At 42.0% G+C, this 16,657-nt stretch carries 13 protein-coding genes and 2 pseudogenes; 12 read left to right on the forward strand and 3 right to left on the reverse strand.

Annotated features, from left to right (window positions below; all coding sequences use genetic code 11):
- Window positions 1–352 precede the first annotated feature (352 nt).
- Genes AB5642_RS08710 through AB5642_RS08730 form a run of 5 tightly spaced genes read left to right on the forward strand, consistent with a single transcriptional unit; the run spans window position 353 to window position 10,345 of the window.
- On the forward strand, window positions 353–1,837 hold the full coding sequence (locus tag AB5642_RS08710; protein WP_195391840.1) for a TIGR02677 family protein: 1,485 nt from the start codon (window positions 353–355) through the stop codon (window positions 1,835–1,837).
- Window positions 1,837–2,979: a TIGR02678 family protein gene (locus AB5642_RS08715; protein ID WP_173770934.1), complete on the forward strand. Its 1,143-nt coding sequence runs from the start codon at window positions 1,837–1,839 to the stop codon at window positions 2,977–2,979. The genes AB5642_RS08710 and AB5642_RS08715 overlap by 1 nt, the downstream gene beginning before the upstream one ends.
- Window positions 2,969–7,084, forward strand: coding sequence for a TIGR02680 family protein (locus AB5642_RS08720; RefSeq protein WP_237925946.1), 4,116 nt, complete (start codon window positions 2,969–2,971; stop codon window positions 7,082–7,084). The genes AB5642_RS08715 and AB5642_RS08720 overlap by 11 nt, the downstream gene beginning before the upstream one ends.
- Entirely contained in the window at window positions 7,062–8,360 is a 1,299-nt protein-coding gene (locus AB5642_RS08725) for a TIGR02679 domain-containing protein (protein WP_368371546.1), read from the forward strand. Before AB5642_RS08720 ends, AB5642_RS08725 begins: the two co-directional genes overlap by 23 nt.
- Window positions 8,361–8,398: 38 nt before the next feature.
- A complete protein-coding gene (locus AB5642_RS08730; protein ID WP_187566099.1) occupies window positions 8,399–10,345 on the forward strand; it encodes a bifunctional UDP-sugar hydrolase/5'-nucleotidase in 1,947 nt (648 codons plus the stop codon).
- A gap of 106 nt (window positions 10,346–10,451) precedes the next feature.
- Here AB5642_RS08730 and AB5642_RS08735 read toward each other — a convergent pair whose 3' ends face one another.
- Entirely contained in the window at window positions 10,452–10,784 is a 333-nt protein-coding gene (locus AB5642_RS08735; RefSeq protein WP_173715800.1) for a helix-turn-helix domain-containing protein, read from the reverse strand.
- A 90-nt stretch (window positions 10,785–10,874) separates the two neighbouring features.
- On the opposite strand from AB5642_RS08735, the pseudogene AB5642_RS08740 reads away from it, so the two are divergent.
- Window positions 10,875–10,958 (forward strand): annotated as a pseudogene (locus AB5642_RS08740) (hypothetical protein); the annotation flags it as partial.
- 422 nt (window positions 10,959–11,380) lie between these two features.
- Entirely contained in the window at window positions 11,381–12,418 is a 1,038-nt protein-coding gene (locus AB5642_RS08745; RefSeq protein WP_195391838.1) for a DUF3878 family protein, read from the forward strand.
- 8 nt (window positions 12,419–12,426) lie between these two features.
- On the opposite strand, the gene AB5642_RS08750 is transcribed toward AB5642_RS08745, so the two are convergent.
- Both AB5642_RS08750 and AB5642_RS08755 read right to left on the reverse strand, forming a co-directional pair.
- On the reverse strand, window positions 12,427–12,858 hold the full coding sequence (locus tag AB5642_RS08750) for a threonine/serine exporter family protein (RefSeq protein ID WP_195391849.1): 432 nt from the start codon (window positions 12,856–12,858) through the stop codon (window positions 12,427–12,429).
- 5 nt (window positions 12,859–12,863) lie between these two features.
- Window positions 12,864–13,628: a threonine/serine exporter family protein gene (locus AB5642_RS08755; protein WP_173770206.1), complete on the reverse strand. Its 765-nt coding sequence runs from the start codon at window positions 13,626–13,628 to the stop codon at window positions 12,864–12,866.
- A gap of 211 nt (window positions 13,629–13,839) precedes the next feature.
- Here AB5642_RS08755 and AB5642_RS08760 point away from each other — a divergent pair, with 211 nt between their 5' ends.
- The 5 genes and pseudogenes from AB5642_RS08760 to AB5642_RS08780 form a co-directional block, all read left to right on the forward strand.
- Window positions 13,840–15,360, forward strand: a complete 1,521-nt coding sequence (locus AB5642_RS08760; protein ID WP_195391837.1) for a C69 family dipeptidase — start codon at window positions 13,840–13,842, stop codon at window positions 15,358–15,360.
- A 119-nt stretch (window positions 15,361–15,479) separates the two neighbouring features.
- A complete protein-coding gene (locus AB5642_RS08765) occupies window positions 15,480–15,833 on the forward strand; it encodes an Hpt domain-containing protein (protein WP_195391836.1) in 354 nt (117 codons plus the stop codon).
- A 148-nt stretch (window positions 15,834–15,981) separates the two neighbouring features.
- Window positions 15,982–16,107: pseudogene (locus AB5642_RS08770) on the forward strand (AzlD domain-containing protein); the annotation flags it as partial.
- Window positions 16,108–16,124: 17 nt separating this feature from the next.
- A complete protein-coding gene (locus tag AB5642_RS08775) occupies window positions 16,125–16,235 on the forward strand; it encodes a DUF6783 domain-containing protein (protein ID WP_368371548.1) in 111 nt (36 codons plus the stop codon).
- A gap of 114 nt (window positions 16,236–16,349) precedes the next feature.
- Window positions 16,350–16,657, forward strand: a 308-nt coding sequence (locus tag AB5642_RS08780) for a PLP-dependent transferase (protein WP_368371547.1), incomplete at its 3' end; no start/stop codon positions are given.

Genomic DNA, 16,657 nt, shown 5'->3' on the forward strand with positions numbered 1-16,657 from the left:
GCAACAAATTGGCAACAGAAAATCAGTGAGCCAAAATAATATATGCAACAGAAATAAAATAACGGCTAAAAAGATATAAAACTTAAACAAATATATTTAGTAATATCTTTGGACTTGCCGAGTTTGAATAAAAAAGTGAAATAAACAAAAAAGCGAAATTGGCTGTAGGATAGAATTCCTGCAGCCTCTTTTCGTGCAAAAAATAGTAGCTTTTACAGATTAGGACTGGTCGACTGGACAACGTCTTGGTACAATGTAATCAGTGAAACAATCCGCAGGTATGGTAGTCGGGGACTTTTGCCTCCGACATTATATATAAGTAACCCCATGTATGAAAAGAAGGAGAGGCCTCATGCAGGTATCAGATAAATTAATCAAACCACTGACAGAAGCGAAATATTTAAATGCAGATAATGTAAGCAGATATCGCTGTATTATGCGTATTTTTTTTGAACATTACGAGAAACTGAAATACTGGCTGTACCAGGAAGAGGTTTACGAAGAAATGATAAAGGATCCTTTTTTTGCAGATTACAGACCAGAGCAGTGTCAGCAGGATCTCACAATGTTGACAGAATGGAAGAATCTGAATACGATCCAGGATACGAAAAAGGTGGCATCCATTGAAGAATTTAAGAACAAAAAGTACCGCTATCAGATGACAGAATATAGTGTAGAGATAGAACGTCTGGTGCTTAGACTTGAGAACCTGTTCATTGAAGGTGCATCCCTAGAACCCACATTATTGGAGCGGATACGAAGAGGTATAGAACGGTTTCCGGAGATTGTGGAAAGAGATAAAAATGAAGTATATACCTGGTGGACAGATCTGAATAATGATTTTGTACGCCTGAATCAGAATTATCAGGACTATATCAGAGATCTGAACAGTGTGCGGGCAGAAGAAATGATGCATACGAAACAGTTTCTGGTGTTTAAAGACCGGTTGATCGAATATCTGCGCAGCTTTATTAAGGGATTACAGAGAAATGTAGGTGTGATAGAAGAAAGCTTATGCATGCAGAAGGAAGAGATGAAAAATCAGGTATTTGAAAAAGTAGTTGATTATGAATTGTCGATACCGCGAATGGATGTGGAAGTATCGAAGGAAATGATCTGGCAGAAAGTAAAGGGCCGTTATCAAAGTATCTATGACTGGTTCGTAAGAAAGGAAGGTCAGGAGAATGAAGCGGGAAAGCTTTTTGATGCGACAAATGACATTATTCGCAGGATCACAAGATATGCAGCGCAGTTAAGTGAAAAGAATGCATTGGGGGCTAACCGAAAAGAAGAATACCGCAAGGTGGCAGAATTATTTTTGCAATGCCAGGATATGGAAGAAGCCCACAAAATGTCTGCAATGGTATTTGGCATGGAGTGCCCGCAGCATATTGCCGGAGATCTGGTACGTGAAACGGATAGCATGAATATCGGAGTATACGAAGAACAACCCATGGAAATCAGTTTAAAGCCAAGGATACGTACATACAGGGAGAAATCCAGAAGAAGTGCGATCCGCGAATCAGCAGAGCAAAAGCAGGAAACAAGACGTAAAATGCTGGAAAAACAGAGAGAAGAAATGGAAAAATTGCAGGCGTTGGAAGTAAATGGAAGGATTCATTTTGGAGAATTACCGGTGCTGGAACCAAGAATCAGAGAGATCCTTTTGAAATGGCTGTCGGATGCCATGGAATCTGCGGATTTTTCTGCAAGAACGGATGATGGAAGAAGATACATATTAGACAGAAGCCGGGCAGATGAGACCTGTGTTGTGCATTGTCTGGATGGTAATTTTACTATGCCTGATTTGTCAATTGTATTTCAGGAGGAAACGTGATGAAGGAACTGGAGATCCTGTTAAATAAAAGATGGGTATTAAAATCCAGAGATAAGGAAACCTATTATAAATTAAGAGATGCCCTTGGAGAACTGCGTAAATTTACTACAGAGAAAATGGGCTGCCAGATCATTGACAATTCACTTCTGATAAAGATGGAGAAGATTCCGGTGATACCGGAAAGCTTTATGGGGATCCAGAAATTTTCCTCAAAAGAAGAATATGCATATCTCTGTATTCTGCTGATGTTTCTGGAAGACAGAGATGCACAGGAGCAGTTTATCATATCACAGCTGACGGAATATATTACAGCAAATCTGCCTGGGGAAATCTCTGACTGGACATTGTATACGAACAGAAGAAAGCTGATTCGTGTAATGAGATTTGCAGCAGATCAGGGGCTTATTGGAGTTACAGATGGAAAAGACGAGGCATTCATGGACGATGAAGGAGGAGAAGTGCTTTATGAAAATACAGGGGCATCCAGGTATTTTATGAAGAGCTTTTCAAAAGACATTATGGAATATACGAAACCGGAAGATTTTCAGGAAAGTGACTGGTTTGAAGTGGATGAAGACCGAGGCTTTGCAAGAAGACACAGGGTTTATAAAAGACTGATTTTTGCACCTGGTATGTACAAAGCGGATGGCTCATCGGAGGATTTTGAATATCTGAAATATTACGGACGCAGATTAAGCGAAGAACTGGAGCAGATATTTGACTGTCATGTGCACATTCATAAAGGAAGTGCATATCTGCTATCCGGAGACGACTGCAGGATGGGAACGGTATTTCCCGGCAATAATTCCATATCCGATATTTTGCTTTTGTGTTTTCGTGAAATACGCAAGAAAATTGAGAAGGGTCAATGGAAGACCGGATTGGATGAAACCTGTCTTATAGATCAGATTGAATTTGAAAATATGATAAAAGAAATAAAACAGGAATATGGAAGTGGATTTTCGAAAAATTATCGCGAGATGCCGGAAGGGGAATTTGTAAAAAGTGTGTTGGATGAGATGGAGTTGTGGATGTTCATAAGAAAAGAAGAACTCGCTCATCAGATAAAAATATGTCCGCTCACCGGAAAAATACAGGGAAGCTATCCGGAGGATTATATGGGAGGAAGAAATGATGAATAGCAGATGGCAGGCAAATAAGATCGGACTGATTAATTTCTGGTATTATGACGAACAGGAATTCCCATTTGTGAAGGGAAGAATGCTCCTTCGAGGTTCAAACGGATCGGGAAAATCAGTAACCATGCAGAGTGTGGTGCCCCTTCTTCTAGATGGAAATATGAGTCCGGAACGACTGGATCCCTTCGGTTCCAGGGACCGTAAGATGAGCAGCTATCTTCTGGAAGAAGATGACGGACGTGAAGAACGCACAGGCTATTTGTATCTGGAACTTAAAAGACAAAACAGTGATACATATTTGACCATCGGAATGGGTATCCGCGCAAGAAGAGGAAAGAATCTGGATAAATGGTATTTTAGCCTGACCGATGGAAGACGTATCGGTAAGGATTTCTTTTTATACAAGGATTCAGGAGAAAAGGTTACACTTTCCAAAAAAGAGCTGGAAAACAGGATTGGGGATGGCGGCCGCGTTATTGACAGACAGGTTGATTATATGGAATATGTGAACCGTCAGATTTTTGGATTTGAGACAACAGAAGAATATAAGGAAATGATAGATCTTTTGATTCAGCTGCGTACACCGAAGCTTTCCAAGGATTTTAAGCCATCTGTAATCAATGATATTTTAAGTGATTCCCTTCAGCCTCTGTCTGATGATGACCTGCGTCCTATGTCGGAAGCCATTGAAAATATGGATACCATGACCATGAATCTGAAAAACAGAAAAGAAGCCAGACAGGCAGCAGAAAAGATTCAGGCAGTATTTTCAAAATATAATCAGAAATTATTATATGAAAAAGCAGAACGCTGCGAACAGGCTGGGCTAAAATTGGAAAATGCAAGAACACAACAAAAAGAACAGGAGAAAAAGCTGTGTGAATGCAGAAAGAAGATTGAAGCTCTGAAAATAGAACATCAGCAGCTGGATGTGAAACGTGAGTCCATGGAGAAAGAGAAAGAATCTCTGAACAAAAGCGACGCGGTAGCATTGAAGCGAAGAGAAGCGGAGCTGATTACAGAATTAAACGGACAACAGAAAAACCTGGGAGAAAAGCAGAGATTCCTGGAGCAGAAACAGACTCAATATCAGGATGCACAGAATCAGATTAAAACAGAAGAAGACAGGAAATATGAGAAAGAAAAAGAACTGGAAGAGCTTATAGAAGAGATGCAGGATGAGGCTGATACCATGGCCTTTGAAGAGCATGCATTTATGAAGGAAGAGCTGGAAAAACATCCGGAAGAACCATACAAATTCAATTTACACCAGCAGCAATTTGATAACACAAAAGAAAAAATTAATGAGGGAACAGAGATACTGGCAGAGACAGATCGTCTGGAAAGACAGAAGGATGATCTGATAAAAGAAAGAGAAAGACGGATTCGTGAACTGGATACGCTTCAGAGAAAAGTGTCAGAACTGGAATCTGTATTTGTGCAGACACAGAATGAATGGAAAGAAGCATTGTATCAGTGGAACGGTGCAAACCAGGAGCTGGCATTAGAAAAAGAATTATTAAGAGAATTAAGTATATTTGCCGAAACGTATAAGGAATCCTCTGATTTTGCCGAGGTTCGTCAGAGGATTGCAGATGTATGGATCAAGAAAAATGGGGAAATCGAATCTGAACTTTCGGTAAATGATACAGAGAGCCAAAATACAAAAAAAGAGTTGGAAGAAGTAAGGGCAGATCTGGCCGAATGGGAGAATCAGAAAGAACCACAGCCGGAACGCTCAGAGGCAGTTATACGTAACCGTAAGAGACTGGATGCTCTTGGAATTCCATATCAGGAATTTTACAAGGTCATAGAATTTGGAGATAATCTGGAAGAAGAAGCCTGTAACCGTTTGGAAGAAGCTTTATTAAAGATGGGAATTCTGGATGCACTGGTAATAGATGAGCAATACAAAGAGCAGGTTTTGAAAACAGAACAAGGATGTGAAGATCATTATCTGTTTATCTGCAAGAACAGTCAGAAGAATCTGCAGCCAGACAGAAGTCTGTTGGATGTATTGGAACTGAATGAAGAAGTGAATGACATATTTTCCAATCAGCGTCTCACCGGAATCCTGGGAAGCATTGCATATGATAGTGAGAGCTTGTTTACCGTTGCAGAAGATGGAACCTACGGAATGGGAGTGCTTGCCGGAACTGTAACAGGAGAATATGAGGCAGGATTCCTTGGAACAAAGGCCCGTGAAAAACACAGACAGGCAAAGATAGAAGAGTGCAGACAGAGAATCACAGAGTTGGAAACTGCATTACAGCAGCTGGAGGAACTGCATAGAAAGCTGTCTGACAGAAAAGTTATTCTCAGAAAAGAATACGAGAATCTTCCGAAAGACACAGATATGAGAGAAGCACTTCGGATGCTGCAGGCCGAGGAACGAGAGTGCGAACAGCTGAAGCGAGAGAGTGATAAACTGGAATTTCAGATCCGTGAACTGGCCGAGATACTGAAAGAAAAGAAAAAGAAAGCACTGGAAATTGCAGAAGCACTATATCTGACCTGTTCTTATGATATATTTAAAGAAGCAAAAAAAGCAGCAGAAGAATATGGAAAGCATTTGATCAGCCTGATTGCTGCACATGAAATGTATCTTAGAAGTCTGATGTATCTGAGAGAGCGAAAAGAACATCTGGAAGATCTGGATGCAGATATGGAACAGATACGGTATGATCTGCAGGAAATTCAAAAAGAAATCAGGAGAAAGACAGAAGAACAGACTTCCATTCAGGAACAATTGCGTCTGACTGATTACGAAGAAATTAAAGAACGGCTTGATGCATGTATTAACTGGCTGCAGGATTATCCGGAGCAATTACGTGTATGCGTAAGCAGACAGACACATGAAGAAGACGAAGTGGGACAACTGACACTGCGTTTAGACGAAAACAAGAAGAAAATTGAAGAATATGAAAAGAAAACGAAATATTTTTCAGAATGCTATGATATGGAAAAGGCTTTGCATTATGTGGAAATACCAAAAGAGATACCGGAAGATGCCGCACATATCAGAAGTTATCTGGAATCAGATGTAAAAGCGCTGGATAAAGACAGTGTGATCCGCGATCTGAATAAGGTATATTTTGAAAACAGAGGCTTTCTTACAGACTATCATTTAATGCAGAATGAGTTGTTTACGGAAGAAGAACAAACGGAATTTCCTGCAAAACGACTGGACATTTCGGCCAGATATCAAGGCGTAAAGATATCATTTGCCAGTCTTCTTTTGCATCTTGAAGAAGACATTACAGAGCTGGAGAATCTGATCAAAGATGGAGACCGGGAGTTGTTTGAAGACATTCTTGCCAATACGGTAAGCAGAAAAATCCGTGGAAAGATTAACGGTTCCAATACATGGGTACAGAAAATGAATTCCCTGATGAACGGTATGAATACCTCCAGCGGATTAAAGCTTAGCCTTAGATGGCGAAGTAAGACTGCAGAACAGGAAGACCAGCTGGATACGAAAGAACTGGTAGAATTACTGAAGAAAGATTATCGGCTGATGAGTGAAGATGAGGCAGCCAGATTGTCTGCCCATTTCCGTTCCAAAGTGGCAGAGGCACGAAGAAATGCGAAAGACAGTGCGGGAATGATATCCTTCTATCAGATCATGAAGGATACGCTGGATTACCGTAAATGGTTTGAATTCCAGCTGTTTTCCCAGAAAAACGGGGAACGTCAGAAGGAGCTGACAAATAGTGTATTCGGAACCTTCAGTGGCGGAGAAAAGGCAATGTCCATGTATGTACCGCTGTTTTCAGCAGTTGTGGCCAAGTATCAGGGAGGAAGAGAAGATGCACCGAGATTGATATCTCTGGACGAGGCATTTGCCGGAGTAGATAATAAAAATATTCGCGATATGTTCCGTCTGATGACAGAATTCCGGTTTGATTTTATTATTAACTCACAGGTTCTGTGGGGAGATTGTGATACGTTGGACGCATTGGCAATCTATCAGTTAATCCGTCCGGGAAATGCGAAATTTGTAACCGTTATGCCTTATTTATGGAATGGTCACAGGAAAGAATTGTTAGAACACGAGGAAGAAGTTGAACAGAGAGGAATAGAGCTTGGACAGGCAGAAGGAGTATAAATTTGAAAATAAAATGAAAGACTGTCTGGCTTATTTTCACCTGAGCCCGGTCTGGGAGAAGGTTCTGAAAGGCTTCCGGGAGAAATATATTTCTTACGGAAGGTTTGGTGGGAAAGTAATTCTGAAGAATCTGAAACCAACAGATATTGAAGAACTGGAAGGATTTTTTGGAAAATCTTTTCACAGTCAGAAAAGTGTAACGGTGTCCTCAGAAAAATTCAGACAGGCGCTGGAAACAAGCAGATATAAAGAGATAACGCCGGAATGCCTGTTGGAGAATTTTTTTGAAGAGCCACTGCTTGGAAGACAGGAGCAAAAATCCTTACGGGAACAGGAAAAAGAGCGTATATGGGAGATTTTTCAGAGAGACTATGAAGGAACTCCTGTAGAGACAGCCTTAGAATCGTTGCGAAGCATTGTGAAAGACAACGGGAGTCAGGAACTGGCCAAATGGGACAAGATGCTGCGGCTTGGAGCAGAAATCTATAACAATCTGCCATATCGCAGCACAAAGATGTACCTTGCCGTATTTGCAGCTATGCGGACAGGCAATCCACATGCGTTTGATATTGGAACAGCAGATGGGAATTTTTTATATCAGATCATACAGATGGATTTGGAAATACGAAGAATTACAGTAGAGACATCTGCAATATTTCCTGCGTATAAGCGTCAGAAAAGTTATCTGCTGGCAGGAATCATGCTGGATGATGTTTCCAATTATACCATGCTGTATCAGGTGCAGGCTGTGAAAAAAGATGGAAATTATCATAAAGGTATGGCAGGTTTTGCGAAAGAACAGCATATTGTACAGGTTCCTCTTGCAGTGCTTACAGAATGGGATGCACTCTATTGTCCCCAAAATGAAATATATATTGTGGAAAATCCTTCGGTTTTTGCCATGCTTTGCGGAAAAGAAGAAACAGATCATAAGGAAAAAGCATATATGTGCATGAACGGTCAGCCAAGACTGGCAGGTTTGATGGCATTGGATTTACTTGCAAAATCCGAAACACGGATTTATTATGCAGGAGATCTGGATCCGGAAGGTGTGTTGATCGCACAGAAACTGTCACAGTATTATAAGGGCGAATTTTATTACTGGCATATGGAAGCCGCGGATTACGAAAGATGCAGGTCAAAAGAGGTCATATCACCTAAGCGGCTGAAAATACTGGAACGAATAACGGATGAAAGGTTAAAGCCGGTGGCAGCGCTGATCGGAAAATACAGGACAGCCGGATATCAGGAGATGCTGGCAGAAGATATGCTATAGAAATCAGATGAAGATCTTTTGAATGAAAAGGAGAAGTTATGAAGACACGGAAACGAATTTTGTCAATTGTATTAACAATTGCAACACTGCTTCTGCTTGTACTGGATATTCCTGTGACAGCAGCTGGGACGAAAAAGGTAGACGTTTTGTTTACCCATGATACTCATTCCCATTTGGACAGCTTTTCAACAATTGTAGATGGACAGCAAAAAGAAGTTGGCGGTTTTGCGAAAATAAAAACCCTGATGGATGAAAAGAAGAAAGACAATCCAGATACCCTGGTATTGGATGGCGGAGATTTTTCCATGGGTACACTGATCCAGACCGTATATGATACGGAGGCAGCGGAGCTTCGAATGCTGGGATATCTGGGGTATGATGTGACTACTTTTGGAAATCACGAATACGACTACCGGTCAAAGGGACTGGCAAATATGCTGAAAGCAGCCATAAATTCCGGTGAGACAGTGCCGGAGATCGTAGTGTGCAATGTGGATTGGGATGCTATGGAGAAAGATGGCTTAAAAGATGGGCAGAAGCAGATCAAAGAAGCGTTTGAAGCGTACGGCGTGAAAGATTATGTTGTGGTTCAAAAGGGTGATACGAGAATTGCTGTGGTTGGTGTATTTGGAAAAGATGCCCTGGAATGTGCGCCTACATGTGAACTTCTGTTTAAAGATCCGGTAGAAGCAGTAAAGCAGACGGTAGCTGAGATTAAGAAAAACGAGAATGTGGATATGATCGCATGTGTGTCTCACGGCGGAACCTGGGAGGACGAGGATAAGTCAGAGGATGAAATCCTTGCAAAAAAGGTGCCGGATCTGGATCTGATCATCAGTGGACATTCCCATACAGAGCTGAATGAAGCCATTAAGCATGGGAATACATATATTGTATCCTGCGGTGAGTATGGGAGAAACCTTGGATCACTTTCAATGACACAGAAGGAGGACGGGCGTTGGGAAATGACTTCCTATGAGCTGATTCCTGTGTCTGATGAGATCAAGCCGGATCAGGAAACACAGAAACGGATTGATGAATTAATGGATACAGTAGACACCAATTATCTTGCAGATTTTGGGTACACCAGGGATGAAGTTCTGGCTCAGAACGATATTGAATTTAACAGTCTGGAAGAGATGGGAACAAAGCATGAAGAACTGAATCTTGGCGATATTATGTCTGATGCGTATGTATATGCTGTGGAAAATTCAGAGTATTACGATGGGAATCCGGTAGACGTAGCGGTTGTGCCAAGCGGAACGGTCCGTGACACATATACAAAAGGCAATATTACAGTAGAGGATGTTTACAATTCTTTTTCTCTGGGAATTGGAAAAGACGGTGTGGCAGGATATCCTCTTATCAATGCATATCTGACAGGAAAAGAATTGAAGCTGGCAGCAGAAGTAGACGCTTCTGTTTCGGATTTTATGACAACTGCAAGATTGTATTGCAGCGGACTGAATTTTACATATAATCCTCATCGAATGATTCTGAATAAGGTGACGGACTGTTATCTGACCAGAGAAGATGGAGAAAGAATTGAAATTCAGGATGATAAACTGTACCATGTTGTGACTGACTTGTATACAGGACAAATGCTTGGCTCTGTAATGAAAATGTCCTATGGTCTGTTGTCTCTTGAACCAAAGGATAAGAACGGAAATCCAATTGAAAATCTGGAAGATCAAGCAATCATGGAAGATGGCAGGGAATTGAAAGCGTGGGATGCTATTGCAAGATACATGCAGTCTTTTGAAGATACAGACGGGGATGGAATTGCTAATGTACCGGAATATTATGCAGTCACTCATAACCGTAAGGTTGTAGATGACAGCACAAATATTATTGATCTGGTGAAAAATCCCAATAGATTCTCAGTAATGATCGTGCTGATCTGCCTGCTCTTCCTTGTAATTATTATTCTTATTGTAGTCCTGATCCGAAAACTGGTCCGCAAGGCAAAAAAGAAAAGTATGTGATACTATCACAGAAATGGGGGGGAATAAAATCTGATATAATACTATAAACACCATAAAGTTACAAAAGGGGCTGTCAGGAAATAGACAGCCCCTTTTACGTTCAGAATCAATCTTCTTCCATCCATACCTTCATGGTTTTCAGAAGCTTTTGTTTCTCTGGAATACTCATTTTATGTACCTGCTCGGAAAGCTCGCGGTCCAGGGCAGTTTCACGGTATTCAGAATCAATTCTGCCAATCAGGGAATCCAGGGAGATGTTCAGCAGCCTTGCATAATAAATAAGGATACGCAGGGACATTGCAGTACGGTTATTCTCCACGTTGCTGATGTAGCCAGGAGTTACATTCAGAGCTTTGGCAACTTCTGCCTGGGTAAGCTTCATTTTGATTCGCAGTTCTTTCATTCGGGATCCTAAGTTTTCGTAATCAATCTGATTCATATTCGTTCTCCAATCTTTTTAACAGGTGCCGAACTGGCTTACCTGTGATTTTACACGCATTTAAGCTGCTTTCCAATTTGAACAAAATCTCCTGCAAATTCTGACGCACATCTTGCAGAAAACCCTTTTCAAACATGCTCCGGCAATCAATGGAACGGTTTCACCGCTTCCTGATTACCTGCGAGTTCTTATATTATGGAATGACAGCTTCTTTATCCATAATATAAAGTATATAGAAAATATATGAAAAATGTAAGCTGTAAATTGTATGCTATTTATTTTATAGCTATATATCTGTTGTCGTTATTTTGACATTTCTGTCAGATACCCATATAATAATATGAGTGTCAAAAGATCTTTTGCCACTCATTTGATACCCCCGGATTGCGACCCAGCTACGCTGCTCCCGCAATCCTCCAAATATTTGAAATCCGCTGATTTACTGCGTAAATCGCTACTTTCTCATATTTGGCGTGTCCCAAGTTCAAACGCCTTATCGTGCAAGCACGAACGGCTTTTTGACCTTTTGACACTGGTATCATATAATAAAAAGTGAAATTGGAAACAGGAATCGAACAGTTTGAGGTAATCACAAGATGCAGGATACATTTGAAATGCTGGAGGAGCTTTTGGAACAGGAGCAATTTGAATTGCTGTTTCCGAAAGAAAACGGAGCACAGGCTGAATGGGAATGTTATGAGACATATGAAAATAATGAGAGAAAACAGGGCGAAAAAGACAGCCTTGCCAGAGTGGGAAAAGAGAAAAATCCAGGCGATATCCGCCTTGTTTATTTGATGAATGATGCCGTAGAAAGCTTTCTCATTTTCCGGGACGCCAGACTTACAGGCTCTTATCTGGAGAATTATGAAGGTCCTCTGAAATCATCCTTAAGTCAGGAAGGGGATGAATATATACTGGTAGTATGGCAGGGGGAGAACGTAGTCACCCTGTTTTTCAGAATGCTGGATCTGGAGGTTTATCTTTATAACTATGGGGAAATCGGTCATTTCTGGGTACCTGGGTATGAATATCTGCGTCAGTTGGAATATCGGATCGCCATTGCAAGAGATAAGCTGGAATATCTGGGAGAAGAGTTTTGTACAGAAGAAGAAAGGGCACTTGTGCAGCTGGCGGACTTTCCACCGTTGAATTATTGCTGTTATCCGGCAGTGCCGAAACAGTATATTGTGCCAAAGGAAGACCCCTGGAAGCCGTCTGCAGCAGCATTTCAGGTAATGGAAGAGCTAGCAGAAGAAGCCCGGGATTTTTCTCTGCTTCGGTTGTTGCATGTTTATAAGAAATTTCCAGTTCCATTTATCGCCAGGATTTTTGCCAGGGCATTACACAAGAATAAGCATAGTGCAGTGATTGAGCTTCTTACCGGAAAAATAAAAAGCGCAGCGGCAGCTTATCCTGACCGGAATTTTGGAAATGAGGCTGATCAGCAGTTAAAAAGTCTGCTGTCAAAAGCGGGAAAACTGCAGGAAAAACTGACCCGGGACGGAATCCATGCGGAGGTATTAAGAGAAGAGCCCTTTACAACAGCCAGGGACAGCCTGGATTTTCAGGTTTTTCTCATGGTTTGGAAAAAAGGCTGGCGGAATCGCAAGGTGGAAATCCGGAAACTGTGAATAAGAAACTATCGTGCTTTAACACTTCTCAGAAAATAACAGATCGCCCACGCAATACTCATTCCCGCGGCGATTCCAAATGCGAAGAGAAAGGTGTCCCTCCCATAGTTAAGTGCCTGCATGGGATTTCCCTCCACAATACTGCTCATGCAGTAATAAAGGGTACTTCCGGGAATTAACGGAATCACGGAAGTAACGAAAAAAGAAGTGGAAGTTCCCTTGCAGATTCTTGCCAGGATTTCCGCATACACATCTGCAATAAAACCAGCCAGCAGTGCCGGAAGAAAAACACTTCCCCACAGATTCTTCCCAAAGAGAAAGACCAGCCAGCTAAGAAAACCACCGGCAGTAGCCAACGGCAGATATTTAGTTTTCATGTGAAAAAGAAGACCAAAAGCCACAGATCCGATAGCTCCGGTAATCAGCTGTATAACCGTCATTGTGATCAAAGTCCAAACCTCCCAAAAAGAATAATTGCGCCCATAAAACCAAGTGCCAGTGCTGCTGCAAGAAGTAACGCGGCGATCAGTCTGATAATACCCGAAAGGGTATCACCAATGAGTACATCGCGGATTGCATTAGTTGACATAAGTCCTGGGATCAGAAGCATAATATCACCAATCATGATCTTGTCCATGTGAAGGAAAGGACAGAGCAAAGTAAATCCGCAAATGGCGCAGCCAGTGAGAAAAGATGCTGCAAACTGGAAAGTAACCTCGTTCATACATACTGGTCTTAGATATTTTTGTAGGCTCCATATCAGGATTGCAGCGACGCCGGCAGTAATGGCATCCGGAATAGTGCCGCCGTAGAAAAGGGCAAAACTGCTGGCTGCAAGAACGCTTCCAAGCAGTTTCCAAAGAGGCTTAGGTCTGTTTGCATTGATCTTCTCAAATTCATTTCGCAGCTCCGCAGCAGAAACCGGATGACTGCAGAAGCGGCGGCTCAGGTCATTGAGCTGCTCCAGCTTGGTGAAATCATTCCCCCCACATTCATGAATGCGCCGTGTTTGCGTCCGTGCGCCATCTCCGGGAAATTCCATAGTAATAACAATGCTGGACGTGATGACGAAAACATTCATATGGGTAGCACCACAGGCATACCCCATCCGGTTCAGGGTATCCTCCACCCGGAAAATCTCTGCGCCGCTGTTTAACAGTGCGTCGCCCATATCAAGAAAAACATGCAAATAATCTTTAGATGTCTGCATAAGGAATACTCCTTTAAGTAATAGAAAAGCCCTGATGGGCAGGATTCTTTCGCGTATCATTTTGCTACGGGAATGAGATAAGTATAAAGCTTAATGGCAGACAATACAACCGTTAAATAATTGATTTCCGGAATCCTGTATTCCATAAAATGCCCGATTGTGCTAACATAGAGCATAGTAGATTACGAAATATTTTCAGGAGGAAATTTAAATGGGTTGTACTACAATTTTAGTTGGAAAAAAGGCGTCTTATGATGGCTCTACTATGATCGCAAGAAATGACGATTCCGGTTCCGGCCATTATATGCCCAAAAAATTTGTGGTGGTTCATCCGGAGGAACAGCCGCGGAAATATAAATCTGTGATTTCTCATGTGGAAATTGATCTTCCAGATGATCCAATGGGCTATACATCTGTGCCAAATGCAGTAGACGGTGAAGGAATCTGGGCAGCAAGCGGTGTAAATGAGGCAAATGTGGGAATGACTGCTACAGAAACGATTACCTCCAATCCCCGGGTACTTGGTGCGGATCCTCTGGTAACCTATCAGCCTGCCCAGGACGGTAAAGAGGAAGCAGCCGGTGGAATCGGAGAGGAAGATATTGTATCCATTGTTCTTCCATACATTCACAGCGCCCGCGAAGGGGTAATCCGTCTCGGAAGTATCCTGGAGAAATACGGAACCTATGAGATGAACGGAATTGCTTTCCAGGATCAGAATGAAATCTGGTGGCTGGAAACCATCGGCGGCCATCACTGGATGGCAAGAAAGGTTCCGGATGAGGCGTATGTGGTAATGCCAAATCAGCTTGGAATTGATGAATTTGATTTGGAAAAAGCATTGAAGGATCAGGAAAAATATCAGTGCACATGTGAGGAATATGCGGATCTGGAATACATGTGTTCCGCTGACCTGAAAGAATTTATCAGCAAAAATCATCTGGATCTTTCCATGGATGGTGCATTGAATCCAAGAGATGCGTTCGGAAGCCATGACGATTCCGACCATGTTTATAATACTCCTCGTGCATGGTATATGCTGAGAACCCTGAATCCGAAGACAAAAATCTGGGATGGCGTAAATGCAGAATTTACTCCATATTCTGATGATCTGCCATGGTGCATGATTCCGGAGAAAAAGATTACTGTAGAGGACGTGAAATATGTATTGTCCTCTCATTATCAGGGAACCTCTTATGATCCATACGCTTCCTATGGAGAAAAAGAACAGCGTGGAGCATTCCGTTCTATCGGTGTGAACCGTACAGATTTCCTGTCTCTGATCCAGATGAGACCAGGCATGGAAAAGGACTGCAATATCCTGGAATGGGTTGCGTTTGCATCTAATGCATTTAATGTACTGGTGCCGTTTTATGCCACAATTGATACCACTCCGGACTATTTTTCCAGCACCACCAGGGAAGTAACCACTGACAGCTTCTACTGGGTAAGCCGCATGATCGGTGCCATGGCAGATGCTTCTTATAAGAGCTCCATTTTCCATATTGAACGTTATCAGGAGCGTGTAATGTCAAAAGGCCACCAGCTGATTGGCAAATATGACGCTCTTTTGGAAAAAGAGTCTGACGCAGCGAAGCGAACGTCCCTTCGCCATCAGGCCAACCAGGAAATTGCGGATATGGTGAAAAAAGAGGCTTCTGACACACTGAATAAAGTGCTTTATGAGCTGAGTAATCAGATGAAGAATGCTTATTCCAGGTCTGATGCGTAATGTCAGAGCCTTTTTCAAACACGCTCTAGAAACCTGTGGACAAATTTCTTTCAATTTAATATAATAAAGTGCAGAAAGCAGTTACATAGGGAACCGGAACGAAAATTAAGGAGGCTGGAATGACAATAAAAGAATGTTATGAGAAAGTTGGCTCAGATTACGATGGAGTTCTGAAAAGACTGGGAAGCGAAGCGCTTGTGAAAAGATTTGCGGTGAAATTTCTTAATGATCCGAGTTTTCAGGAGCTGACAGATGGTCTTGCCGCACAGGATAGAGAGAAAGCATTCCGTGCAGCCCATACCCTGAAGGGCGTGTGCCTGAATCTTGGATTTACAGAATTGTATAAGGTCAGTGCAGAACTTACCGAGGTATTGAGAGGAAGAGAGACAGCAGGAAGTGATGAGCTTTACGCGCAGGTGAAAGAGCAGTACACGAGCCTGACAGAGGCTATCAGGGAACTGGCTGGTAATTAATGCCTGCTGCTATTCCGCAGGTACTATCCCAAGAGATGTTTTGTGAACTTTGTTTACAGAAAACCCGAGAAGTACGGCGCGAAAACATGGGAAACATGATTTCTGTGCATCGCGAAGAGTGTAACTATGAAGGAACGGAAGCGGAACTTATGGGCTGCCAGAAGCCATTGCGATTTTGTTTATCGTATTTTTGCATAAGTGGAAAAAGAATACACTGCTTAGTATTGGCGGTGGAACGATTTTGTATATGCTGCTGGTGCAGAGGGTGTTTTAGACTGTGTTTGAAAAAGTATTCCCGCAAATTATGACGCACATCTTGCAGAAAGCCTTTTTCAAACACGCTCTAAAATTGGCAATACATCAAATCTAACGTATCTAATCAGATATAGCAATATTCTATAACGAACTCAAGGTAAAATGAATTATACAAAATTCCCTCAACTTGCTATGATATATTCAGACAAAAAGAGAGAAAACATTTCTCTGAACGCGATCATACGAATCTGGAGGAAAATCATGGCAAGAGGAATCAATACAAAATGTTTACATTTAGAAGAAGAGGAAGGCTGTTGTAACAATTATGGCTCTATCAGCTTTCCGATTTATCAGACAGCAACTTATGAGCATCCGGCAGTAGGTCAGAGCACAGGCTTTGACTACAGCAGACTGCAGAACCCGACAAGAGAACATCTGGAAAAAATTGTAGCAGCCTTGGAAAACGGAATCGACGCACTGGCTTTTTCCACTGGAATGGCAGCAATCACTCTGGTAATGGAGCTGTTTAAACCAGGAGATCACCTGATCATAGATGCAGACCTGTATGG

The organism is Ruminococcus sp. 1001136sp1_2201st1_G3_2201SCRN_220225, assembly GCF_040924365.1.
Taxonomy (GTDB): Bacteria; Bacillota; Clostridia; order Lachnospirales; family Lachnospiraceae; genus Blautia_A; species Blautia_A faecis.

Bases quoted from the DNA above. Each gene is read 5' to 3' on its own strand.
- AB5642_RS08760 (WP_195391837.1), top strand. From the start codon at position 13,840: ATGGGTTGTACTACAATTTTAGTTGGAAAAAAGGCGTCTTATGATGGC.
- AB5642_RS08750 (WP_195391849.1), bottom strand. From the start codon at position 12,858: ATGACGGTTATACAGCTGATTACCGGAGCTATCGGATCTGTGGCTTTT.
- AB5642_RS08715 (WP_173770934.1), top strand. From the start codon at position 1,837: ATGAAGGAACTGGAGATCCTGTTAAATAAAAGATGGGTATTAAAATCC.
- AB5642_RS08710 (WP_195391840.1), top strand. From the start codon at position 353: ATGCAGGTATCAGATAAATTAATCAAACCACTGACAGAAGCGAAATAT.
- AB5642_RS08730 (WP_187566099.1), top strand. From the start codon at position 8,399: ATGAAGACACGGAAACGAATTTTGTCAATTGTATTAACAATTGCAACA.
- AB5642_RS08720 (WP_237925946.1), top strand. From the start codon at position 2,969: ATGATGAATAGCAGATGGCAGGCAAATAAGATCGGACTGATTAATTTC.
- AB5642_RS08735 (WP_173715800.1), bottom strand. From the start codon at position 10,784: ATGAATCAGATTGATTACGAAAACTTAGGATCCCGAATGAAAGAACTG.
- AB5642_RS08745 (WP_195391838.1), top strand. From the start codon at position 11,381: ATGCAGGATACATTTGAAATGCTGGAGGAGCTTTTGGAACAGGAGCAA.
- AB5642_RS08755 (WP_173770206.1), bottom strand. From the start codon at position 13,628: ATGCAGACATCTAAAGATTATTTGCATGTTTTTCTTGATATGGGCGAC.
- AB5642_RS08765 (WP_195391836.1), top strand. From the start codon at position 15,480: ATGACAATAAAAGAATGTTATGAGAAAGTTGGCTCAGATTACGATGGA.